This is a genomic window from Marivita sp. (assembly GCF_020055635.1).
In the GTDB taxonomy this organism is placed as follows: Bacteria; Pseudomonadota; Alphaproteobacteria; order Rhodobacterales; family Rhodobacteraceae; genus Marivita.
Map to the genome: position 1 here is coordinate 1 of NZ_JAIPUT010000056.1, position 21,006 is coordinate 21,006.

A 21,006-nucleotide genomic window follows, 5' to 3' on the forward strand; every position below is an offset into this window, starting at 1 on the left:
CAAAAAAGAAAGCGGCCCGAAGGCCGCTTTCCTGGAAATTACTGAAAAGGCATCGTTTATTTCGACACGGGGCCGATCATCATGACCATCTGGCGGCCTTCCATCTTCGGCATGTTTTCCAACTTGCCGATCTCCTTGACGTCTTCGGCCACCCGTTCAAGCAACTCGCGGCCAAGGTTCTGGTGCGCCATCTCGCGGCCACGGAAGCGCAGGGTGACCTTCACCTTGTCGCCGCTTTCAAGGAATTTGAAGACGTTGCGCATCTTGACGTCATAGTCATGCGTATCGGTGTTGGGCCGGAATTTGACCTCTTTCACCTCGATGATCTTCTGTTTCTTGCGAGCCTCGGATTCGCGCTTTTGCTGTTCGTATTTGAACTTGCCGAAATCCATGATCTTGACGACCGGCGGATTGGCATTCGGCGAAATCTCTACCAGATCAAGCCCGGCTTCTTCGGCCAACTGCATCCCGCGTTCCGGGGTGACAACACCCACGTTCTCGCCATCTGCACCGATCAGGCGAATTTCAGCGGACCGAATGCGGTCGTTCACGCGGGGGCCGGTATCGCGCGTGGGAGGCGCGTTGTGAGGTCTGCGGGCTATGGTATTGCTCCTTTGATGCAGTTCAAATCAGGCGTGTAAAGTAGACGTCAACCCGATCCCTTTCAAGCTGCTTTTGGCGAATATGGTCCGATCGGCGCGGCTTTCCCCCGTGATGTGGTACCGGGGCCATCGCCCGGCGTGTCGACACGCGCGACCGGTCCGGTCTGGCCATGCAATTCCAACCAATCGAGGGGGGCGGTGTTCCATTGTGAAGCCGATTTTTGCCGCTGGTGACAAAGCTCGTGGCCTGGCCGACCGGCGGGCGGTCGGACGACCCGGAACCGAAGTCCGGATGTCGCGTTTTGCCAGTTGAAAACGCGGTAAAAGGACACCGAACTCATGCGCATTTTAGGCATCGTACTGGCTCTCGTCGTCGTGGTGGCGGGGCTGTGGTACTTTACGGGCACAACCACGCAGGACGATCTGGCGCAACTGCCGGAAGTCGAACCGCTCGATTCCGAGACGATCGAAACCGAGGATACAACGGACACCGCCCAAGGCGACACCAGCATGACCGACACTGGCATAACCGAGACACCGTCGGAACAGGTGAGTGACAATTTTGACGCCATCACCGAGACCGCCGAAGAAAACGTCAACGAGATCACCGACGACGTGACCGCCGGGTCGGAAAGCCCTCTGGACGCGGCGGAAGAGAACACCGAAATGACCATGGACGCCATCGAGGAGGCCACCGAAGGTGGTACGGTCGGCGACGGGCAAGCCGACATGAACACCGACATGTCAGGCAACGACGACATGCCGGGCAATGACACGGATTCGGTTGGCCTGACCGACGAGACCGACGCCGAGGCCGAGGCGCGGCTGCGCGAGGTGCTGACCGTCGAGTCCTTCGAGTACGATCAGGCGCTGGAGGCGGTGGACAATTCGAACCTGTCGGCGTTCGAGAGGAACACGGCAATCATCGCGCTGGAAGAGGCGCGGGACAATCCCGACCAACTGGAAGAGTTGCTGCCGCCGTTGCGGCGTGAACTGGGGCTGGAATGATGCGGCGAAGGGGCGGTCCTCAGTCGAGGAACGCCTTTTCCACCACATAGGTCTTGGGGTCGGAATTTGCACCTTCTTCAAGCCCGTAATCTTCGAGCATGTCCTTGATCTCGAGATTGAAGGCGAGGTTGCCGCAGACCATCGCGCGGTCGGTTTCCGGCGAAATCACAGGCACGTTCAGATCGGCGAAGCATTCGCCCGAACGCATCAGGTCGGTGATGCGGCCCATCTTGGCGCTCTCTTCGCGGGTGGTGGTCGGGTAGTATCGCAGCTTGTCGGCAAAGCCTTCGCCGATCAGTTCGGCCAAGAGTTCGTCCGACCGGATCGTGTCGATCAGTTCCTTACCGTATTGCAGTTCGCCAACCTCGCGGCAGGTGTGGGTCAGGATGACCTCGTCGTAATCCTCGTAGGTCTGCGGATCGCGCAGGAGCGAGGCAAAGGGCGCGATGCCGGTGCCGGTGGCAAACAGCCAGAGCCGTTTGCCCGGCAACAGCGCGTCATGCACCAGAGTGCCCACGGGCTTGGGGCGCAGGATGATTTCGTCTCCCGGCTGGATATGTTGAAGGCGGCTGGTCAGCGGGCCGTCCTGCACCTTGATCGAATAGAACTCCAGTTCCTCATCCCAGGACGGCGACGCAATGGAATAGGCCCGCAGCAGCGGCTTTTGCTTGCCGGTCTTTTCATCCGTCTGCATCAGGCCGATCATAACGAACTCACCCGACCGAAACCGCAGCGAGGCTGGCCGTGTGACCCGGAACGAAAACAGCCGGTCGGTCCAGTGTGTGACCGATGTCACGGTCTGCGCGTCGGGAACGGCGAGGGTCTTTGCGGCGGGGGCCTTGGTGGCTGTGGCGTCTGTCACGGGCGTCATCTCTGTCATGGTGTCCATCCCGGCTTCAGTAAACCGGTCCCTTACATCTATCTTTGATTTACATCAGACGAAACCCGCCCATGGTCGCAGGGACCGGGCGGGTGGTCGCGCGGTGGCTGTCGGCTGTCAGGCGGCGATGCCACGCAGGCGGGACTGATAGTCATGCGCCTGCCAGTTCGCACGGGCCAGCCACTGGTCTTCGGGCTGACGGGTCGCCAGATCGTCGTCGATCTCGACATCGTCAAAGCCAGACCGACGCGCCATCGCGTATTGATCCGCGATGACATGGCCCTGCGCGCGCAGCCAGCCCTTGTAACCCTGTTGCCGGATCAGCCGGGCCAGCGTGAAACCGCGCCCGTCGGAAAAGCTGGAGAACGCGATCCGCACCAGTTCCTTGCCGATGAGCAGGCAGCGGAGCCGCGCGGGATCGGTGTCAGAGGGCAGGTCGATGCGCGCCTCGGGATCGATCCAGCGGGTCGGGTCGGTGGTCAGAAAGCCGGTGTCATTGATGAGAACGGTCATGTCGCGTCTCCTGTGGGTGCGGGCGTGTGAAGGCCGCATTCTGTTTTGACGATGCCGCGCCAGCGTCCGGCGCGGGGGTCTTCGCCCTTGGCGACGCGGGTGGTGCAGGGGGCGCAGCCGATGGACGGGTAGCCCTTTGCCACCAGCGGGTGCCGCGGCAGTTTGTGCGTGTCGAGATGCGCTGCGATGCGCGCCGGTTTCCAGTCGATCAGCGGGTTGATCTTGATCCGCGCGGTTTGATCGTCGAGGTCGAAGTAATCGAGGCCTTGCCGGGTCCGCGCCTGGTGCCGTTTGCGCCCGGTGATCCAGGCGTCATGGCCCCGAAGCGCGGCGTTGAGCGGCTGGGTCTTGCGCAGGTCGCAGCAGGCGTCGGGATTGCCGAAGCGCAGCGCACCGTACGGATCGACGGCCTCAACCGTCCGGTCCGAGGCGCGGATCACCTGCACGTTGGTCAGGCCAAGGTGATCCGCCAGCTCCTGCTGGTAGGTCAGCGTTTCCTCGAACAGCAGCGCCGTGTCGATGAAGAGCACGGGCAGGCTGCGGTCGATCTGCGCGATCAGGTGCAACAGGACAGCCGAATCCGCGCCGAAGCTGGACACCATCGCGACCCGGTCAAAGACCCCGCGCGTCAGAACGGCCTCCAGCAGGTAGGACGTGCCGAAATGGCGATAGCGCGCGTTGAGATCGGTGGCCCGATCCTGCGCAGCCATGCGCGCGTCAAGCGGGGGCGCGCTTTCTTCACTGTGGTGTCGGGAGATGTGCAGCATCACGCGGCCTTCTGCTTTCTCTCACTCTCGCCATAAAGCGCGGTCTTGAACGGGGTCATGCCGACGCGGGCGAAGGTGTCGATAAACGCCTCGTCGGCGCTGTCCCGCTCGGACAGGTAGGTGTCCACGATCCGCTCGATGGCGGGCACGATCTCGTCCGCGGAAAAGCCAGGCCCGGTACGCTGACCGATGGCAGCGGTTTCGGTGTGATCGCCGCCCAGCGTGATCTGGTAATTCTCCACCCCCGCGCGGTCGAGGCCAAGGATGCCGATATGGCCGACATGGTGATGGCCGCAGGCGTTGATGCAGCCCGAGATCTTGATCTTGAGATCACCCACTTCGTTTTCCAGCTTGAGCTGATCGAAGCGCGTGGCGATCTCCTGCGCGATCGGAATCGACCGGGCGGTGGCCAGAGCGCAGTAATCCATGCCGGGGCAGGCGATGATGTCGCTGATCCGGCCGATGTTGGCGGTGGCAAGGCCTGCGTCTTTCAGCGCCGCGTGAACGGCGGGCAGGTCGGCCTTGTGCACATGCGGCAGGACGATGTTCTGTTCATGGCTCACGCGCAACTCGTCATGGCCGAACCATTCGGCAAGGTCGGCCATCACGCGCATCTGGTCGGCGGTGGCGTCGCCCGGCGTCGCGCCATGCGCCTTGAGGCTGATCTGCGCGATGGCATGGCCCGGCGCACGGTGGGCGCTGAGGTTGGTGTCGGCCCAGGACCGAAACACCGGATCATTGGCATAGGCCTGATCGAAGGGTGCGGTGTCGCGATCCGCAAAGGCGGGCGCTTCGAAGTCGGATTTGATCTGCGCGTAAAGCTGTTGATCCACGCCGGTGAAGGCAGGACGCAGGAGTGCAAACCGTTCCTCCACCCGCGCACGGATGTCGTCAATTCCATGCTCATGCACGGTGATCTTGATCCGGCTCTTGTACTTGTTGTCGCGACGGCCGAGCAGGTTCCAGACGCTGACCACCGCTTCGAGATAGGGCAGCAGGTCGGCTTCGGGCAGGAAGTCGCGTACCACCTTACCGATCATCGGCGTGCGGCCAAGGCCACCGCCCACGATCACCTCGAAACCGGGCTCTCCGACCTCGTTGCGGACCATGCGCAACCCGATGTCATGGGCCTTGGTCACGGCACGGTCATTGGGCGAGCCTGTGACGGCGATCTTGAACTTGCGCGGCAGGAACTGGAATTCCGGGTGGTCGGTAGACCATTGGCGGATCAGCTCGGCCACCGGGCGGGGATCGGCGATCTCGTCGGCGGCGGCACCTGCGAAATGGTCGGCGGTCACGTTGCGGATCGTATTGCCGGAGGTTTGGATCGCGTGCATCTGCACCTCGGCCAGCGCATCCAGCATATCGGGCACATCGCGCAGCGTGGGCCAGTTGAACTGGATGTTCTGGCGGGTTGTGAAATGGCCATACCCCTTGTCCCACCGCTCGGCGATATAAGCCAACTGCCGCATCTGGGCGCTGCTCAGCGTGCCATAAGGCACCGCCACGCGCAGCATGTAGGCATGTAGTTGCAGGTAAAGCCCGTTCATCAGGCGCAGCGGCTTGAATTCGTCTTCGGTGAGCGATCCGTCGATGCGGCGCTCCACCTGCGCACGGAACTGGGCATTACGCTCGGCCACAAAGGCGGCGTCGAAATCGGTATAGCGGTACATCAGAGAGCCTCGGACTGTTTGCCGTGGGGATAATTGGAGGGGCCCGACATGCGGAACGCCTCGCGGAAATGGGCGGGCTTGGGGCCGTTCTGGTCGGGGGTCACATCGGCAAGGTAAACGCCAACCACCTCACCTGTGCGGGAACTGGCGTCGATCAGGCGGATCTGCGCATCGGCCTCGTCGGTCAGAACCTCGGCCTCCTGCAACGTCCGGGACCATGTATCGGCTTCGGTCAGATACACCACGTCGCCTTCCAGCAGTGCGTTGGCGGTGACGACCTTGGGGGTAAAGATCGCGGGCATCAGATCATCTCCTGGATTTGGGGCAGGGCGGCACGGGCCGCGTCGCGCGGGGCAAGGCCATACATCAGCAGCGCGGGGCCGGTCATGTCTGCCTCTGCCAGAACGGCGGGCAGGGTGGCGAGCGTGGCTGCAACGATGCGCTGATCGGGGCGCGAGGCGTTCTCGACGATGGTCACCGGGGTTCCGGGTGCCGCGCCATGCATGAGCAGACGGCCCTGAATGAACCGCGCGGCTTTCTTGGCCATGTAGATCGCGACCACCTCGCCGTCACGGGCCAGCGCGCGCCAGTCCTGATCGGCATATCCCTGCATGTCATGCCCGGTGATCAGCCGGACGGCGGTGTTGCGCCCACGCCTAGTGAGCGATTGACCAAGGGCCGCCACAGCGGCAGAGGCAGAGGTCAGGCCCGGCACGATGGTGTAGTCGAGGCCCGCCTCGGTGATCGCGTCGAGTTCTTCGTCCAGACGGCCGAACACGGCGGGATCACCGGATTTGAGCCGCACAACCCGCGCGCCGCTCAAAGCCTCGTCCACGATCATGTCGTTGATCGCACCTTGGGTCAGCGACGGGCCGAAGCCTTCCTTGCCGGCGTTGCGCAGCCGCGTCTGCGGTCCAGCCAGCGCGAGGATCTCGGCGCTGACGAGCCGGTCATGGATCACCACGTCGGCGGTTTGCAAAGCGCGCAGCGCCTTGACCGTCAGAAGGTCGGGGTCGCCCGGCCCTGCGCCGACAAAAGCGACGGGATGAAACTGGATCTGGTGCATGTCGCGTGGCATCGGGCCATCCTTTTCGCCGCGTTTCTTGTCCTCAATATAGAATTTTGTTCTGGCTTTCGGCTAGGCTCTGCGGCAAATAAGGAAAAATGTTCCGCCATCCGCTGTGCGCGGAACAGGTGGTCCTCGAAACCGGCAGAAAGAAGAACAACGATGAAGATCGACGACACGGACCGGAAAATTCTTGTCGAGTTGCAGACCGACGCGGCGCAATCGCTCGATGATATCGCCCGCAAGGTGGGCTCATCGAAGACGCCGGTGTGGAACCGGATTCGCAAGATGAAGGAGGCCGGCATCATCGGCGCGCAGACGGTGCAGCTCGATGCCGAGGCGCTGGGGTTCGAGGCCTGTTTCTTCGTCCTCATTCGCACCAGCGAACATGACGCCGACTGGCAGCGTGCCTTTCTCAAGGCGTTGCAGGACCGGCCCGAGGTTCAGGAGGCGCACCGGCTGGCGGGAGATATCGACTACATCCTGAAAGTGCGGGTCAGAAACGCACGGGCCTATGATGCGTTCTACCAGGCACTGATCGCCGAGGTGCGGGTGCACAACGTGACGGCGCTTCTGTCGATGGAAGAGATCAAGTCGACCACGGCGCTGCCGCTCTAGGCGGGATCACAGTGTGCGCTTCCGCGCGCTTTCTTTCAGCCAATGCCAAGGCGACGCGATTGTCGGATGTGGTGAGGGTGTTGCCGTGGCAAATGCATATTTGGAAAAAGGAGAAGGTGGGAGAGGTGGAGTGCCCCTTGCTTCTTCTCTTTCCAAATATGCAATCAACGCCGGTTGCGCCGAGGCTGCCTCAAGAGGTTTGCACCATCAGGCGCTCCAGCCCGTGAAAATGGTAGATGTTGGCGTAGTGGGGCGGCTCCGCGATGCGCAGGGCCGGGCAGCGTTCCCTAAGGACCGGCAAGGCGATCTGCATCTCCAGCCGGGCCAGCGGTGCGCCGACGCAGAAATGCAATCCTCCGCCGAAGCTGGTGTTCGGGGTGACGGGGCGGGACGCGTCGAAGCGGTGGGCATCGGGCCATTGGGCCGGGTCGCGATTGGCGGCGGCCAGCAGAAGCGCCACCTGATCGCCGCGTCGGAACGTATGGTCGAAGAGGGTCACGTCTTCATAGGCGGTGCGCGTGAACATGTGCAGCGGCGGGTCGTAGCGGAGGATTTCCTCGACCGTCTGGTCGTCGATCTGCCGGGTGCCGGTTTCCAGCAGCGTCTTGATGCCGTTGCCCAGCGTGTGCACCGTTGCCTCGTGGCCCGCGTTCAGGAGCAGGATGCAGGTGGTGATCAGTTCGTCTGGGGAGAGCTTTTCACCTTCTTCCTCGGCGGCGATGAGGTGGGTGATCAGGTCGTCGCGCGGATCTTTGCGGCGGGTGGCGATATAGCGGCGCAGGAAATCGGAGAAGTCACTGGCGGCGGCTGCGGCGGCGTCCTCGGTCGCACGGGTGCGGCTGGCCTGGTACATGGCGACCATGGCATTGGACCACCGCAGGAGTTGCGGAGCCATGTCATCTGGCACACCCAAGAGGCGCGCGATGATGATCACCGGGATCGGTTGGCAGAAGGTGGCGAGGATGTCGAAGGGGGCCTCTGCCGGGAAGCTGTCGATCTTTTCATGCGTCAATGTGGCGATCTCGGGCGCCAGTGCCTTGATCCGACGCGAGGTGAAGGCGCGCAGCACCAGACCGCGCAGGCGGGTGTGGCGGGGCGGTTCCAGTTCCAGCATGGAATGGGCCTCGACCGCGTAAAAGGGCGCAAGGTGGTCGGGGATGTCGGGGGCCAGTTCGGCGGGCAGTTCGCGACCGAAGCGGCGGTCGCGCAGGATGCTGTGCACCGCGCGGTGGCTGGCGGCGCAGGGCATGGCGTAGTCGTCCCACCACGCCAGGTCGCCGCTCTCGCGCAGGCGGTCGTAGAACGGGTAGGGGTTCTGGACGAAGCCGGGGTCGGTCGGGGATTGCGACAGGCGCTGCATCCTGGGCTGGCCTGATCGGGTCACCCGTTGAGCGCGGCGACAATGGGTCCGAAATCGCCGGCGGTGAGGCTGGCGCCGCCGACCAGTGCGCCATCGACATCGTCGACGGCAAAGATCTCGGCCGCGTTCGAGGCCTTGACGCTGCCGCCGTAAAGCAGACGGATCGCATCGGCGGTCTGCTGGTCGAGCCGCGCCGTGAGGGCCTCGCGCAGGAAGCCATGCACCTCGGCGATCTGGTCGGTTGTGGGAATTTTGCCGGTTCCAATGGCCCAGACGGGTTCATAGGCGATGACGGTGTTGGCTCCGGTCCCGCCATCCGGAAGGGAGCCCGCAAGCTGGGTTCGGATCACGTCGATCGTCTGGCCTGCCTCGCGGTCGGCGAGGGTTTCGCCGACGCAGATGATGGCGGTGAGGCCCGCGTCCCATGCGGCGCGGGTCTTGGCGGCGACCTGAGCGTCGGTTTCGCCGTGATCGGCCCGGCGTTCGGAATGGCCGAGGATCACGTAGGTCGCGCCAGCCTCCCTGAGCATCGGCGCGGAGATGTCGCCCGTGTGGGCGCCCGACGCGGCGGCATGGCAATCCTGGCCGCCGATGGCGATCCGGCCGGCCCTGGTCCCGGCGGGTGCGATCAGCGTCGCGGGCGGGCAGATCAGGATTTCTGCCGCGCCGCCGGCTGCCTCCTGCAACCTGTCGAGTTCGGCCAGGGCAGCGTTTGTTCCGTTCATCTTCCAGTTTCCGGCGGCGAGTTTGCGGCGCATGTCTGGGCTCCTGCTGGTGTCTGCGTTTGGCGTGCATCATCGCGGGCAGGGGAGCGACGTCAAGGGCAGTTGCGCGTCCTGTGGTGCGGTGGCACAAGACCGCCCGACAGGACGGGCGTGACAAGACGGGCGTGACGAGACAGGCGAAACGAGACAGGCGTGACAGGACAGGAGGGCGCAGGATGATCCCGAGACTGGATGCAGCGGCGCTGGCCGCGGGCGACGCGGTGGCCTTGGCGCAGATGCGGATCGCGGCGGAAGAGGTGGGCTTTGCCACGGTACACAACACTGCCTTTTCCCCGGCGCGGATGCGCTTCGTGCTGGCGGCCTATCGCGCGTTCTTCGATCTTCCGGTTGCGATCAAGGATCAGGTGAACATGGCCCGGACCGGGTCGAACCGGGGCTGGGGCGCGCCGCAATCCGAACAGGTCGATCCCGAGGCGAACCCGGATTACAAGGAGGTCTTCGACTGCGGCTATACCTTGGCCCCGGACGATCCGCGCGCCGCGCTGTCGGTCTATGCGCCGAACCACTGGCCCGATCACCCGGCGGGGTTCGAGCAGGTGATCCGCGCCTATTACGCCGAGGCGCTGGACGTGGCGCGGGGCATCCTGCGGGGGATCGCCACGTCGATCGGAGCGGATGCGGATTTCTTCGAGGACAGGTTCGATTGTCCCATGGCGCTGCTGCGTGGGAATTTCTACCCGCCGCGTCCGGACTGGGCCGGGGACAAGGATTTCGGCATCGGCGCGCATACGGATTACGGGTGTCTGACGCTCTTGGCGACGGATGGTCAGCCGGGTCTCGAGGTGCAGCCGCGCGGGCGCAGCGACTGGCTGCCGGTGCAGGCACCGCCGGGAGAGTTCATCATCAATTTCGGCGAGATGCTCGAGATGTGGACCGAGGGGCGTGTCGTGGCGACGCTGCACAGGGTCAAGGGCGGCGCGAGAGAGCGCATTTCCGTGCCGCTGTTCTTCAATCCGAATGTCGAGACCAATGTCGCGCCGGTTGGATCAGGCAGGGTGATCCGGGCAGGCGATCATCTGTCTAAGCGATACGCTGAGACCTATGTCCACATGAAGAAAACGTGAGAAAGATGGGGGCTCTGCCCCCGGCCTTCGGCCTCCCCCGGGATATTTTTGAACCGGAGAAGATGCGGAGGGCGCGTCAGGTCTTGAGGTTGGGCGCGCCATTGGCGTGTTCGGTTGCCAGCTCGTCCACGTCCTTGAACTTGATCGACTCGCCGCAGCCGCAGGCATCGGCGACGTTCGGGTTGTTGAAGTGGAAGCCGGATTCCAGAAGCGAGGTCTGATAGTCGATCTCGGTGCCGAAGAGGAACATCTGCGCCATCGGGGCGATCATCACCACCGCGCCGTCCTGTTCGACGACCTCGTCATGGGGGTCGGCATCGTCGACGTAATCCATCGTGTATTCCATGCCTGCACAGCCGCCTTTCTTGACGCCGATACGCAGGCCTGCATGGCCTTTCGAGTCCATCAGCTTGCGCACCTGTGCGGCGGCCTTGGGGGTCAGGGTGACGGCTTGCTTGCCGGGAATGCCAAACATGGGTTCTGTCCTTTGGGTCCTGCTCTGCTAACGTAGTGTCTCAGTCGGTTTCTGCCAAGGCGCGGCGCGCCCAGGCGCTGGCGTCTTCGGGATCGTCCAAGGCGGCGTCCGGCAAGGTCCAATACGGCATGCGCGTCGGTGTTCCGGATTTGCCGGTGTACCGCCACTGGTCGCAGCCTTCTGCAGCCAGGTCGTCGGCCAGCCGCCCGCGTGCCTTCAGGAGCAGAGCCTCGCCGGGGCCGATCAAAGCGAAGATCACGCCGTCGGAATAGATCCCGAGACCGCCGAACATCTTGCGGGTCGCAAGCCCGGGGATCGCCCGGAAGAGGTCATGGACAAACGCGATCTGTTCGTCCCTGACCGGCATGGCTTACATGAAACCCAGTTCGAGCCGGGCTTCGTCGGACATCATGTCCATACCCCAGGGCGGCTCCCAGGTGAGTTCGACATCGACCTGCTTGACACCCGCAAGCGGTTCGATCGCCTCGGCCACCCAGCCCGGCATTTCACCGGCCACCGGACAGCCGGGGGCGGTGAGGGTCATGATAACGCGGACCTCGTTCTCGGCATTGATGTCGAGCGTGTAGACCAGACCGAGATCATAGATGTTCACCGGGATCTCGGGATCATAGACGGACCGGCACGCCTCGACCACCTGATCGTAGAGCGGGTGATCCGTGCTTGAGGGGGCAATGAGGGGTGCACCTTCGATTTTGGGGCTGGCGTCGTTCATGTCGGTCCTTCCCGTCAGTTCCTGACCAAATATATAGGGAAAGGGTTGGAGGTGGTAAAGGGGCGCAGTGTCACGATCCTTTGCGCGGGGCCTTTCGGCGCGGGACCGGGGCGGGGCGGACCTTTTCCTCGATCGCGTCGTAGAGCAGGCCCGCAATGTTCTTGCCGCTGGCGATCTCGATCCCTTCGAGACCGGGAGACGAATTGACCTCGAGCACCTTGGGCCCGGAATTCGAGCGCAGCAGGTCCACCCCGGCAAGGCCGAGACCGAAGACGCGGGCGGCACGGACGGCGGTTTCGCGTTCTTCCTTGCTGATCCGCACCTTGGTGGCGGTGCCGCCGCGATGCAGGTTGGAGCGGAAATCGCCTTCGGACCCGGTGCGTTTCATCGACGCCACCACCTTGCCGTTGACGACCAGGCAGCGGATGTCCTCGCCGGCGGCTTCCTTGACGAAATCCTGGACCAGAAAATTCGCCTTGAGGCCGCGGAAGGCGTCGATCACCGACTCGGCGGCCTTCTTGGTTTCGGCCAGGACCACGCCTTTGCCTTGCGTCGATTCGAGCAGTTTGACGATCAGCGGCGCGGTGCCGACCAGGCCGATAAGGTTCGAGGTGTCCTTGGGCGAGTTGGCGAAGGCGGTGGGTGGCATGCCGATGCGGTGGCGGGCCAGAAGCTGATGGGCGTGCAGCTTGTCGCGGCTCGAGGTGATCCCGGCGCTGCCATTGACGACGTGGGTGCCGATGGATTCGAACTGGCGCACGATGGCGGTGCCGTAAGGCGTGATCGACGCACCGATCCGCGGGATGATCGCGTCGTAACGCGGCAGGCGCTTGCCGTCGTAATAGACCTCGGGCGCCATCGCGTTGATCGCCATGTAGCAGCGCGTTGTGTCGATCACCTCGACGGAATGGCCGCGATGTTCTCCCTCCTCGACCAACCGCCGGGTCGAGTAATTGGCCTCGCGGCTGAGCACGGCGACACGCAGCGCCCGGTTCGGAGCGATCTTGCGCATCTTGGGGGTGTGGTAGACGTCGTAATCCAGCTCGGGTTGATAAAAGCGTTCGCTGGGCACGATGTTGACATGGTCCTTGAGCGCCTGGCGGCCCAGCAGCATGCGGTTGCTCATGGTGCCCCGGTCGGTCAAGGTGAGTTCGATTTCCCAATCGTCATCCCCGACCGACAGGCGCGAGGCGATGACATAGCGGCTTTCGGTTTCGCCGTTCGACGAGGTGACGTCGCGGCGGTCGACGATGGTGGCGGAGCAGGGGATGATCAGGTCTTCGCGGCCCGGGACCGGGTGCACGGCGAAGCGGACGCGCGGTTTGGATGCCGACCCGAACACCTCGATGTCAAACGCGTGCAGGGCAGATGTGCGCGCACCGGTGTCGACCTTTGCGCGGATCGCGGGCAACCCGAGATCGGGCAGGCTCACCCATTCTTCCCAGCCGAAGGTCAGCGGTGTGGCTTCGGCCGGTCCCGTGCCCTTGGGCGCGGAATCGTCAGGTGTGGTATCGGACATGGGAATCGTGCCTCCTTGGCAATTCGCGTGATTTGGCGCACAAGGGCGCGCTCTGCAAGTAAGGCCCGACCATGACAGTTTCTTCCTCCTTCGCCCTGCACGCCACCGATGGCCTGGCGCGTACCGGGGCCATCACCACACCGCGCGGCACGATCCGCACGCCCGCCTTCATGCCGGTGGGCACGGCGGCGACGGTCAAGGCGATGATGCCCGAGTCGGTGGCCGCCACGGGGGCGGATATCCTTCTGGGCAACACCTATCACCTGATGCTGCGGCCGACGGCGGAACGCATCGACCGGCTGGGCGGGCTGCACAGGTTCATGAACTGGGACAAGCCGATCCTCACGGATTCCGGTGGGTTCCAGGTGATGAGCCTTGCTGATCTGCGCAAGCTGACAGAGAAAGGTGTGACATTCAAATCGCATATCGACGGGTCGCGGCACGAGTTGACGCCGGAACGGTCGATGGAGATTCAGCGGCTGCTGGGGTCGGACATCGTGATGTGCTTCGACGAATGCCCCGCGCTTCCCGCCGACCGCGACCGGATCGCGGAGTCGATGCGGCTGTCGATGCGTTGGGCAGCGCGGTCGAAGGATGCTTTCGGAGACCGGCCCGGCCACATGCTGTTCGGCATCCAGCAGGGCGGCCTGGAAGAGGACCTGCGGGCGGAATCGGCAGAGGCGCTGACGGCAATCGGCTTTGATGGATACGCCATTGGCGGTCTGGCGGTGGGCGAGGGGCAGGACGCGATGTTCGGCTGTCTGGATTTCGCGCCCGGTCAGCTGCCGCAGGACAGGCCGCGTTACCTGATGGGGGTCGGAAAGCCGGATGACATCGTCGGCGCCGTCAAGCGCGGGATCGACATGATGGATTGCGTGCTGCCATCGCGGTCGGGACGCACCGGGCAGGCCTGGACACGGCGCGGTCAGGTCAACATCAAGAACGCGCGGCATCAGGATGACCCGCGACCCTTGGACGAGAATTGCACCTGTCCGGCCTGTCGGAACTACAGCCGCGCCTATCTGCATCACGTGTTCCGTGCGCAGGAGATGATCTCGGGGATGCTGTTGACCTGGCACAATCTGCACTATTACCAGGAGTTGATGCAGGGGATGCGGGATGCGATCGCGGGCAGGCGGTTTTCGGCGTTCGAGGCGCAGTTTCACGCGCAGCGGGCGGAGGGCGACATCGCACCGATCTAGGCGGGATGGTCTGCCTGCCCGGCGAGATCGGGCGGCAAGGTGACATCTTCGCACAAGCGGCGGGGTCCGTTCGAAACACACCCGCGGAAAACGCGGTGTCACGACATTCGTTCCCGATAAAAATTTCGGAACCTACGGCTCGATAAATTTCTTGTGTCCAACAAGTAGCGCTGTTCGTCGGCGCTCTGTCAAGCAAGGAGATTTATCATGTCGACCAGTGTAAAAACCCGGGTTCTTGGAGCCGTTTCGGCGCTTGCGCTCAGTACCGCAGCCATGGCGCAAACCTCGGACGAGTCCGCCACCGACGCAGAAGACACCACAACCGGTTCGGCGCAGGCCACGGACACCCAGACGGGCAGTCAGAACAACCAAGGCAACCAGACGGATGGACAGGAGGCCGCGGACGGCACCACCTCCGGTTCGGTGCAGACCACCACCGATGGCGGTCGGGTTGTCGTTGACCAGGGCGAACCACAAGTGTCGGTCACCATCGACGAACCCGATGTCAACGTGGATCAGGCCGCGCCCGAGGTGACGGTGGAACAGCCGCAGCCTGAAATCACCGTCCGGGTGCCGGAACCGAATGTCCGCGTCGAGCAGCAGGCCCCGACAGTGACGGTCGAACAGGCGCAGCCCGAAGTGACGGTGCGCATTCCCGAACCGATCATCACCATCCGGGTCCCGCGCCCGAATGTCGAGGTCGATCAAAGCAATCCCGACGTGCAGGTTCAGACGCCCGAGCCCGTCGTGAACTTCATCCGCCCCGAGCCTCGCATCACGATCGAGGAATCCGAACCGCGGATCAATGTCGAGCAGGCGGAACCGGACGTTCAGGTGGACGAAGCCGAGGACGCCAGCATCGACGTGACCGAGGCCGATCCGGAGGTCAATATCGAACAGACCGACGATGCCAATGTCGAGGTCAGCCAGGCCGAGCCGGAGGTGAACATCACCGATGCGCCGGAACCGGAAGTGAGCGTCGAGCAGGCCGAAGCCGAAGTTCAGGTGCTTGACTATCAGACCGACGAATCCGGCAACATGGCGTCTGAGGAAGACCGTCAGACCTATTCGGAAGGTTTCCGCGAGAACCCGATGGCGAATCTGACCGCGGATGATCTCGTCGGCATGCGGATCATGAGCGAAGGCAATGAAACGGTTGGCGAGATCGAGCAGATCGGCGTTCGCGGCGAAACGCTTGTCGCGATTGTCGGCGTCGGCGGGTTCCTTGGCCTTGGCGAGCGCGACATCGCGCTGCCGCTGGACCGTCTTGAGATGAGGGACGATGTCCTGGTGGCCCCGAACCGCACCGAGTCCGAACTCGAGAACATGCCGGAATACAGCGAAAGCGAAGTGCAGCAGGCCGAGTCTGGCCAGACCCTGCGCGAGTTGCTTCCAAGCGACGGCTGAGCGTATTCGCAAAACCACGATACAGGACAAGGCTGCCCTCGCGGGCAGCTTTTTTCGTTCGCCGCACATGCGGGTTTGGTGCTTGGAGCTGACGGACACATCGCGTAGATTGCAGATGAACCTTGTGGAACCTTCGATATGTTTGCTCGTCTGACCGTCCTCATGACCTGTCTCGCCGTGACTGCGGCACATCCAGCAACCGCCCAGATGATGCATGGGGGCGGGCAGGGTCACATGCACGGGGCCGATGGGTCCGGGCACGACATGGCCACCATGCCGGGCCTGCAGGGCCAGAACGCCACAGCCGAAGAAAGCGCCGAGCTGGCACTGATGTTCCGCAAGTTCCGGACGCTGAGCCGCGAGGTGGAAAACCTGCCAAACGGCATCCGAACCGTGACCCGGTCAAGCGATCCCGATGTCATGGATGCGCTGGTCAATCACACCGTCGGAATGATCGACCGTGTGGGCCGCAAGGACGATCCGAAGATCATGATCCAGAGTCCCACGCTCGATATCTTCTTTGCGCGGGGCGACCGTATCCTGTCCGAGATCGACGTGACAGAGGCCGGTGTGATCGTGACCCAGACATCGGACGACCCCGACGTGGTGGCGGCGCTGCACCTCCATGCCGCAGAGGTGAGCGCGATGGTCGAACAGGGCATGCACGCCGTGCACATGATGATGATGCAACGCGCGGGAAATTGAGCGGCCGGACTTGATCGGCGGCGCGGGCGTCGCCAAATCCGTGCCATGCGGATGCCCCTTGCGACCAGTTGCGGCTTGGGGCAAAGCTTCCCGGCCCGCACCGGGCAGGAGAGTTGAACAATGAACTACGGTAAATCCGGAGCGCCCAAACCCGCCAGAGGCGCACCGAAATTCGATCCGCACAGGACGCCCGGACAGGCGAAGGACGACGCGGCCAAGGCGGCTCTTGTCGCCCGCATGAAGGCGGCGGCCGAAAAGAAAAAGGACGGCTGACCGATCTGCGATTGCCGTCGCATGGCCGCTACAGGGCAGGCACCGCGAGATCGCTGCCCCTCCAAGAGTTTGCGCGTAAGGTGCGCTTATCTCTTAACCTATACGCAAAATGCCACCTTGCAGGCGCGATTCATCAAGATATGGTGTCTGCAAACGGAGTGAGGTTGAAACCCGACCGGGTGTGACCCACGTTAACACTCCTGAACGGAGATGGCCGTCGCTGCCGCAAAGCGGGGCTGGTGCCATCTTGCCAATGATAAGGATACGAGCATGCAAGAGCCTCTCAACGCCTCCTACCCAGTGCTGCCGCTGCGGGACATCGTCGTGTTCCCGTACATGATCGTCCCGCTGTTCGTGGGCCGTGACAAGTCGGTGCGCGCGCTGGAAGAGGTCATGGCCGATGACAAGCAGATCCTGCTTGCCAGCCAGATGGACCCTGCGGAGGACGATCCGCAGACCGATGGAATTTACCGGGCCGGTGTTCTGGCCAACGTGCTGCAACTGCTCAAGCTGCCGGACGGCACCGTCAAGGTGCTGGTCGAAGGTCAGAGCCGCGTGCGCATCACCGAATATCTCGAGAATGACAACTTTTTCGAGGCACGGGCCGAATACCTGACCGAGATGCCGGGCGACCCCGCGGCCATCGAAGCGCTTGTGCGCACGGTGGGCGAGGAATTCGAGCGTTATGCCAAGGTCAAGAAGAACATCCCCGAAGAGGCGCTCGGCGCGGTGTCGGACGCGGATGTGCCGGCAAAGCTTGCCGATCTCGTGGCCGGGCATCTGGGCATCGAGGTGAACCAGAAGCAGGAACTTCTGGAAACCCTGTCGGTGAGCGAACGGCTTGAAAAGGTCTATGGCCTGATGCAGGGCGAAATGTCGGTCTTGCAGGTCGAGAAGAAGATCAAGACTCGCGTCAAGTCCCAGATGGAGCGCACCCAGCGCGAGTACTACCTGAATGAGCAGATGAAGGCCATTCAGAAGGAACTGGGTGACGGCGAGGACGGCCAGAACGAGGTCGCCGAACTGGAAGCCAAGGTCAACGAGACCAAGCTGTCCAAGGAAGCGCGCGAAAAGGCGGATGCCGAACTCAAGAAGCTCAAGAACATGAGCCCGATGAGCGCCGAGGCGACCGTTGTACGCAACTATCTTGACTGGATGCTGTCGATCCCGTGGGGCACGAAATCCCGCGTCAAGAAGGATCTGGGCCGCGCCGAGCGTATCCTCGACGAGGATCACTACAGCCTCGAGAAGGTCAAGGAACGGATCGTCGAATACCTTGCCGTGCAGCAGCGCTCGAAAAAGCTGAAAGGCCCGATCATGTGCCTTGTCGGCCCTCCGGGTGTGGGCAAGACATCGCTGGGCAAGTCGGTCGCCAAGGCCACGGGGCGCGAGTTCATTCGCATCTCGCTGGGCGGCGTACGTGACGAAAGCGAAATCCGCGGTCACCGCCGGACTTATATCGGCTCCATGCCGGGCAAGATCATCCAGGCGCTGAAAAAGGCCAAGACGACGAACCCGCTGATCCTTCTCGACGAGATCGACAAGATGGGTCAGGACTTCCGGGGCGACCCGGCGTCGGCGATGCTCGAAGTGTTGGACCCGGAACAGAACGGCACGTTCGTGGACCACTATCTCGAGGTGGAATACGACCTGTCCAACGTGATGTTCCTGACCACGGCGAACTCCTACAACATGCCGGGGCCGCTTCTGGACCGGATGGAGATCATCCCGCTGGCGGGCTATACCGAGGATGAAAAGGCCGAGATCGCCAAGCGGCACCTGATCTCGAAGCAGGTCAAGAACCACGGTCTCAAGAAAGGTGAGTTCGAGCTGACGGACGAGGCACTGACCGACATGATCCGCTATTACACGCGGGAAGCCGGTGTGCGGAACCTCGAGCGCGAGATCTCCAAGCTGGCGCGCAAGGCGGTGACGAAGATCATCAAGAAGGAAGAGGAGCGGGTGGTCATCACGCCCGACAACCTGTCCGACTATCTTGGTGTCCGCAAACACCGCTACGGTCTGGCCGAAGAGGAAAACCAGGTCGGTGTCGTGACCGGGCTTGCCTATACCTCGGTCGGGGGCGATCTGCTCCATATCGAGGCGCTGAAAATGCCGGGCAAGGGCCGGATGAAGACGACCGGGACCTTGGGCGACGTGATGAAGGAATCCATCGACGCCGCATCCAGCTACGTGCGGTCCATCGCGCCGAAGATCGGGGTGAAGCCGACCAAGTTCGACCAGATGGACATTCACGTGCACGTGCCCGATGGCGCGACGCCCAAGGATGGCCCGTCGGCCGGTCTGGCCATGGTGACGTCAATCGTGTCGGTGCTCACGGGCATCCCGGTGCGTCGTGACATCGCCATGACCGGCGAAGTGTCCCTGCGTGGCAACGCCATGCCGATCGGGGGGCTGAAAGAGAAACTGCTCGCGGCCCTGCGCGGTGGCATCAAGACGGTGCTGATCCCGCAGGAAAACGAAAAGGATCTGGTCGAACTGCCCGACAACGTGAAGAACGGGCTCGAGATCATCCCTGTGGAGCACGTGTCCGATGTTCTCAGGTTGGCGCTGGTCGACACGCCTGAACCCATCGAATGGGACGAAGCCGCCGAAGAGGCCGCCGCCCAGGCGATGAACAAGGACAAGAGTGGTGCCTCTGCCATCGCCCACTAGGCTTTGCGCAAACTCGCGAACGACCAAACGCCGCCCCATCCCGGGGCGGCGTTTTTTTTGTTGTTGCAGGGTCGCCTGTGGCGAACGGTTCCCGCATTTTGAGGGCAGGAACCCCCGAAACACTGGATAATGTGCACATCCCTGCTATGCTGCGGCCACTTTCGCCAAAAATCAATCAGAGCAGACAAGGGATAAACAGGATGGCGACGACCAGGAAAGAGACCACGACGCCCCGGAAAACGACACCTACGGCGACGACACCCACGGCAACGACAACGGCGGCGAAGGCAGCGGCCCAGGCCCCCGATCCCGAAGTGGTGGTGAACGAAACGCCCAGGATTACCGGGCCGGAGCTGAAGAAAAAGGAACTGATCGACACGGTTGTTGCGCGCAGCGGCATCAAGAAGCGCGATGCAAAGCCGGTCGTCGAAGCGATGCTTGCGGTGCTGGGCGAGACCATCGCTGACGGCCGCGAACTGAACCTTGCGCCGATGGGCAAGCTCAAGATCACGCGCATGAAAAAGACCACCAAGGCGCATATCATCACCACGCGCCTGCGTCGTACCGAACAACATCAATCTGACGCGCCGGACCCTCTTGCACAGGCTGCCGAGTGACGCTAAGAGGCGGCCCAACGGGTGATTAGCTCAGTGGTAGAGCGCTTCGTTCACATCGAAGATGTCAGGGGTTCAAATCCCTTATCACCCACCATGATTTGAGACACGCAGTCGGGCAACCGGTCTGCGTGTCTTGCGTTTTGACGCGTGCTTCGAACCCCGCGGAAAAAGCCCTTGCGCGCATGGCAAGGCTTGGCTAAACGACACGCCAGCGGGTGATTAGCTCAGTTGGTAGAGCGCTTCGTTTACACCGAAGATGTCGGGAGTTCGAGTCTCTCATCACCCACCATTCCAAGCCTCCGATGCTAAGAAATCCCTCGTAAGGCGCGGCTCGTGGCCGTTTCAGGTGTTGCAACTTCGGTTGCAAATTAGGTGTTCGGGACCACACAGCGGCTGGCCTTCGATGATGAACTGCGAAATGATCCTCGGTGGCCATCTATCGGATTCAACGCTTGCGCCAAGCCTTTTTGGGTGGGGCAAATGACGAAGAACTTGCCGACCTGGTATACGCGCAGATCGAAAGGTTCCGGGCCGCCGGCAATCTGGATGCATCACTCGGTTCCGATAAATGGCGCAATCGTGGCACGCGCCTTGTGCAGTTCCGAGCTTGAACCTCTGGCACGCGTCGCTGAGCGCGACGAAGGCGAGTTTACAGGCACGGCTGCTGCGCCAATGGTCAGACAGAGATTTTCAGCGCGTCCTTCGGCAAGGCCGGAAGCGCGGAATAGTTCAGATCGACCTCGGGATCGACCAACCGCCAGCGAAGCTCTTCCTGAAGGATCCTGGTGAAGCACTCCATGATGCGGAGTGTCAGCCACTCACCGGGACACCGGTGCGTCACCGGATGATCGCCCGCGCCTTGCGGAATGAAGGCATAGGGGTCTTTCTCCGCTCCGAGAAACCGCGCTGGAGAGAAGGTATCCGGGTCGTCCCAATACCGGGCATCCCGGTTCGTGCCGTAGATATCAAGGATGACACGGCAGCCGGCGCGGATCGTTTCCCCCTGCCAGGCGATATCCTCGCGTGCGATGGCGGCCGTTGCCGGGAAGAACGGGTAGGTCCG

General features: G+C 62.8%; 24 protein-coding genes and 2 tRNA genes. 12 read left to right on the forward strand and 14 right to left on the reverse strand.

From position 1 onward, the window contains the following. Nucleotides 1–56 precede the first annotated feature (56 nt). A complete protein-coding gene (infC, locus tag LCF60_RS19350) occupies nt 57–602 on the reverse strand; it encodes a translation initiation factor IF-3 (RefSeq protein WP_363318443.1) in 546 nt (181 codons plus the stop codon). Between the two features lie 339 nt (nt 603–941). Here infC and LCF60_RS19355 point away from each other — a divergent pair, with 339 nt between their 5' ends. Continuing rightward, complete coding sequence (locus LCF60_RS19355) at nt 942–1,610, forward strand: hypothetical protein (protein ID WP_292294102.1); 669 nt, start codon at nt 942–944, stop codon at nt 1,608–1,610. Between the two features lie 19 nt (nt 1,611–1,629). Here LCF60_RS19355 and LCF60_RS19360 read toward each other — a convergent pair whose 3' ends face one another. The 6 genes from LCF60_RS19360 to cobA form a co-directional block, all read right to left on the reverse strand. Then, on the reverse strand, nt 1,630–2,490 hold the full coding sequence (locus LCF60_RS19360) for a ferredoxin--NADP reductase (RefSeq protein WP_292294104.1): 861 nt from the start codon (nt 2,488–2,490) through the stop codon (nt 1,630–1,632). Nucleotides 2,491–2,607: 117 nt separating this feature from the next. Continuing rightward, nucleotides 2,608–3,003, reverse strand: coding sequence for a DUF934 domain-containing protein (locus LCF60_RS19365; RefSeq protein ID WP_292294105.1), 396 nt, complete (start codon nt 3,001–3,003; stop codon nt 2,608–2,610). After that, complete coding sequence (locus LCF60_RS19370) at nt 3,000–3,713, reverse strand: phosphoadenylyl-sulfate reductase (protein WP_292294108.1); 714 nt, start codon at nt 3,711–3,713, stop codon at nt 3,000–3,002. The genes LCF60_RS19365 and LCF60_RS19370 overlap by 4 nt, the downstream gene beginning before the upstream one ends. Nucleotides 3,714–3,769: 56 nt before the next feature. Further along, a complete protein-coding gene (locus tag LCF60_RS19375) occupies nt 3,770–5,443 on the reverse strand; it encodes a nitrite/sulfite reductase (protein WP_292294109.1) in 1,674 nt (557 codons plus the stop codon). Beyond that, complete coding sequence (locus LCF60_RS19380; protein WP_292294111.1) at nt 5,443–5,745, reverse strand: DUF2849 domain-containing protein; 303 nt, start codon at nt 5,743–5,745, stop codon at nt 5,443–5,445. The genes LCF60_RS19375 and LCF60_RS19380 overlap by 1 nt, the downstream gene beginning before the upstream one ends. After that, complete coding sequence (gene cobA, locus LCF60_RS19385; protein ID WP_292294112.1) at nt 5,745–6,521, reverse strand: uroporphyrinogen-III C-methyltransferase; 777 nt, start codon at nt 6,519–6,521, stop codon at nt 5,745–5,747. The genes LCF60_RS19380 and cobA overlap by 1 nt, the downstream gene beginning before the upstream one ends. A gap of 150 nt (nt 6,522–6,671) precedes the next feature. Here cobA and LCF60_RS19390 point away from each other — a divergent pair, with 150 nt between their 5' ends. Beyond that, nucleotides 6,672–7,127, forward strand: coding sequence for an Lrp/AsnC family transcriptional regulator (locus LCF60_RS19390; protein ID WP_292294113.1), 456 nt, complete (start codon nt 6,672–6,674; stop codon nt 7,125–7,127). 190 nt (nt 7,128–7,317) lie between these two features. Here the strand turns inward: LCF60_RS19390 and LCF60_RS19395 are convergent, their stop codons facing one another. Further along, on the reverse strand, nt 7,318–8,487 hold the full coding sequence (locus tag LCF60_RS19395) for a cytochrome P450 (RefSeq protein ID WP_292294138.1): 1,170 nt from the start codon (nt 8,485–8,487) through the stop codon (nt 7,318–7,320). 20 nt (nt 8,488–8,507) lie between these two features. Then, nucleotides 8,508–9,245, reverse strand: coding sequence for a triose-phosphate isomerase (gene tpiA / locus LCF60_RS19400; RefSeq protein ID WP_292294115.1), 738 nt, complete (start codon nt 9,243–9,245; stop codon nt 8,508–8,510). Between the two features lie 182 nt (nt 9,246–9,427). Between tpiA and LCF60_RS19405 the strand changes: the two genes are divergently transcribed. Then, complete coding sequence (locus LCF60_RS19405) at nt 9,428–10,336, forward strand: 2-oxoglutarate and iron-dependent oxygenase domain-containing protein (protein ID WP_292294117.1); 909 nt, start codon at nt 9,428–9,430, stop codon at nt 10,334–10,336. A 76-nt stretch (nt 10,337–10,412) separates the two neighbouring features. On the opposite strand, the gene LCF60_RS19410 is transcribed toward LCF60_RS19405, so the two are convergent. The 4 genes from LCF60_RS19410 to rimK all read right to left on the reverse strand — a co-directional run bounded on the left by LCF60_RS19410 (nt 10,413) and on the right by rimK (nt 13,063). Then, on the reverse strand, nt 10,413–10,811 hold the full coding sequence (locus tag LCF60_RS19410; RefSeq protein WP_292294119.1) for an iron-sulfur cluster assembly accessory protein: 399 nt from the start codon (nt 10,809–10,811) through the stop codon (nt 10,413–10,415). 40 nt (nt 10,812–10,851) lie between these two features. Further along, entirely contained in the window at nt 10,852–11,178 is a 327-nt protein-coding gene (locus LCF60_RS19415; protein WP_292294120.1) for a TfoX/Sxy family protein, read from the reverse strand. A 3-nt stretch (nt 11,179–11,181) separates the two neighbouring features. Beyond that, nucleotides 11,182–11,544 carry an SUF system Fe-S cluster assembly protein gene (locus LCF60_RS19420; RefSeq protein WP_292294121.1) on the reverse strand — a complete coding sequence of 121 codons (363 nt, stop codon included), beginning with the start codon at nt 11,542–11,544 and terminating at the stop codon, nt 11,182–11,184. A gap of 70 nt (nt 11,545–11,614) precedes the next feature. Next, nucleotides 11,615–13,063 carry a 30S ribosomal protein S6--L-glutamate ligase gene (gene rimK / locus LCF60_RS19425; protein ID WP_292294122.1) on the reverse strand — a complete coding sequence of 483 codons (1,449 nt, stop codon included), beginning with the start codon at nt 13,061–13,063 and terminating at the stop codon, nt 11,615–11,617. A gap of 71 nt (nt 13,064–13,134) precedes the next feature. On the opposite strand from rimK, the gene tgt reads away from it, so the two are divergent. The 9 genes from tgt to LCF60_RS19470 all read left to right on the forward strand — a co-directional run bounded on the left by tgt (nt 13,135) and on the right by LCF60_RS19470 (nt 20,554). Next, nucleotides 13,135–14,265 carry a tRNA guanosine(34) transglycosylase Tgt gene (tgt, locus tag LCF60_RS19430; RefSeq protein ID WP_292294124.1) on the forward strand — a complete coding sequence of 377 codons (1,131 nt, stop codon included), beginning with the start codon at nt 13,135–13,137 and terminating at the stop codon, nt 14,263–14,265. 207 nt (nt 14,266–14,472) lie between these two features. Continuing rightward, the gene (locus LCF60_RS19435; RefSeq protein WP_292294127.1) at nt 14,473–15,672 is read left to right on the forward strand and encodes a PRC-barrel domain-containing protein; all 1,200 of its coding nucleotides are present in this window, start codon (nt 14,473–14,475) and stop codon (nt 15,670–15,672) included. Between the two features lie 162 nt (nt 15,673–15,834). Then, nucleotides 15,835–16,377 carry a hypothetical protein gene (locus tag LCF60_RS19440; protein ID WP_292294129.1) on the forward strand — a complete coding sequence of 181 codons (543 nt, stop codon included), beginning with the start codon at nt 15,835–15,837 and terminating at the stop codon, nt 16,375–16,377. 120 nt (nt 16,378–16,497) lie between these two features. Further along, on the forward strand, nt 16,498–16,650 hold the full coding sequence (locus LCF60_RS19445; RefSeq protein ID WP_292294130.1) for a hypothetical protein: 153 nt from the start codon (nt 16,498–16,500) through the stop codon (nt 16,648–16,650). A 270-nt stretch (nt 16,651–16,920) separates the two neighbouring features. Continuing rightward, nucleotides 16,921–19,326 carry an endopeptidase La gene (lon, locus tag LCF60_RS19450; RefSeq protein ID WP_292294132.1) on the forward strand — a complete coding sequence of 802 codons (2,406 nt, stop codon included), beginning with the start codon at nt 16,921–16,923 and terminating at the stop codon, nt 19,324–19,326. A gap of 77 nt (nt 19,327–19,403) precedes the next feature. Further along, complete coding sequence (locus tag LCF60_RS19455) at nt 19,404–19,943, forward strand: HU family DNA-binding protein (protein WP_292294133.1); 540 nt, start codon at nt 19,404–19,406, stop codon at nt 19,941–19,943. 19 nt (nt 19,944–19,962) lie between these two features. Next, a tRNA-Val gene (locus LCF60_RS19460) sits at nt 19,963–20,037 on the forward strand. Between the two features lie 119 nt (nt 20,038–20,156). Beyond that, a tRNA-Val gene (locus LCF60_RS19465) sits at nt 20,157–20,232 on the forward strand. A 139-nt stretch (nt 20,233–20,371) separates the two neighbouring features. Beyond that, on the forward strand, nt 20,372–20,554 hold the full coding sequence (locus LCF60_RS19470) for a hypothetical protein (protein ID WP_292294135.1): 183 nt from the start codon (nt 20,372–20,374) through the stop codon (nt 20,552–20,554). 65 nt (nt 20,555–20,619) lie between these two features. On the opposite strand, the gene LCF60_RS19475 is transcribed toward LCF60_RS19470, so the two are convergent. After that, the coding region (locus LCF60_RS19475; RefSeq protein ID WP_292294136.1) for a cytochrome P450 at nt 20,620–21,006 on the reverse strand (387 nt) is incomplete at its 5' end.

Bases quoted from the DNA above. Each gene is read 5' to 3' on its own strand.
- LCF60_RS19380 (WP_292294111.1), bottom strand. From the start codon at position 5,745: ATGCCCGCGATCTTTACCCCCAAGGTCGTCACCGCCAACGCACTGCTG.
- LCF60_RS19435 (WP_292294127.1), top strand. From the start codon at position 14,473: ATGTCGACCAGTGTAAAAACCCGGGTTCTTGGAGCCGTTTCGGCGCTT.
- LCF60_RS19395 (WP_292294138.1), bottom strand. From the start codon at position 8,487: ATGCAGCGCCTGTCGCAATCCCCGACCGACCCCGGCTTCGTCCAGAAC.
- LCF60_RS19360 (WP_292294104.1), bottom strand. From the start codon at position 2,490: ATGACAGAGATGACGCCCGTGACAGACGCCACAGCCACCAAGGCCCCC.
- LCF60_RS19420 (WP_292294121.1), bottom strand. From the start codon at position 11,544: ATGAACGACGCCAGCCCCAAAATCGAAGGTGCACCCCTCATTGCCCCC.
- rimK (WP_292294122.1), bottom strand. From the start codon at position 13,063: ATGTCCGATACCACACCTGACGATTCCGCGCCCAAGGGCACGGGACCG.
- LCF60_RS19370 (WP_292294108.1), bottom strand. From the start codon at position 3,713: ATGGCTGCGCAGGATCGGGCCACCGATCTCAACGCGCGCTATCGCCAT.
- LCF60_RS19415 (WP_292294120.1), bottom strand. From the start codon at position 11,178: ATGCCGGTCAGGGACGAACAGATCGCGTTTGTCCATGACCTCTTCCGG.
- cobA (WP_292294112.1), bottom strand. From the start codon at position 6,521: ATGCCACGCGACATGCACCAGATCCAGTTTCATCCCGTCGCTTTTGTC.
- LCF60_RS19355 (WP_292294102.1), top strand. From the start codon at position 942: ATGCGCATTTTAGGCATCGTACTGGCTCTCGTCGTCGTGGTGGCGGGG.
- tgt (WP_292294124.1), top strand. From the start codon at position 13,135: ATGACAGTTTCTTCCTCCTTCGCCCTGCACGCCACCGATGGCCTGGCG.
- LCF60_RS19390 (WP_292294113.1), top strand. From the start codon at position 6,672: ATGAAGATCGACGACACGGACCGGAAAATTCTTGTCGAGTTGCAGACC.
- LCF60_RS19375 (WP_292294109.1), bottom strand. From the start codon at position 5,443: ATGTACCGCTATACCGATTTCGACGCCGCCTTTGTGGCCGAGCGTAAT.
- LCF60_RS19405 (WP_292294117.1), top strand. From the start codon at position 9,428: ATGATCCCGAGACTGGATGCAGCGGCGCTGGCCGCGGGCGACGCGGTG.
- lon (WP_292294132.1), top strand. From the start codon at position 16,921: ATGCAAGAGCCTCTCAACGCCTCCTACCCAGTGCTGCCGCTGCGGGAC.
- LCF60_RS19410 (WP_292294119.1), bottom strand. From the start codon at position 10,811: ATGTTTGGCATTCCCGGCAAGCAAGCCGTCACCCTGACCCCCAAGGCC.
- tpiA (WP_292294115.1), bottom strand. From the start codon at position 9,245: ATGCGCCGCAAACTCGCCGCCGGAAACTGGAAGATGAACGGAACAAAC.
- LCF60_RS19440 (WP_292294129.1), top strand. From the start codon at position 15,835: ATGACCTGTCTCGCCGTGACTGCGGCACATCCAGCAACCGCCCAGATG.
- LCF60_RS19445 (WP_292294130.1), top strand. From the start codon at position 16,498: ATGAACTACGGTAAATCCGGAGCGCCCAAACCCGCCAGAGGCGCACCG.
- LCF60_RS19365 (WP_292294105.1), bottom strand. From the start codon at position 3,003: ATGACCGTTCTCATCAATGACACCGGCTTTCTGACCACCGACCCGACC.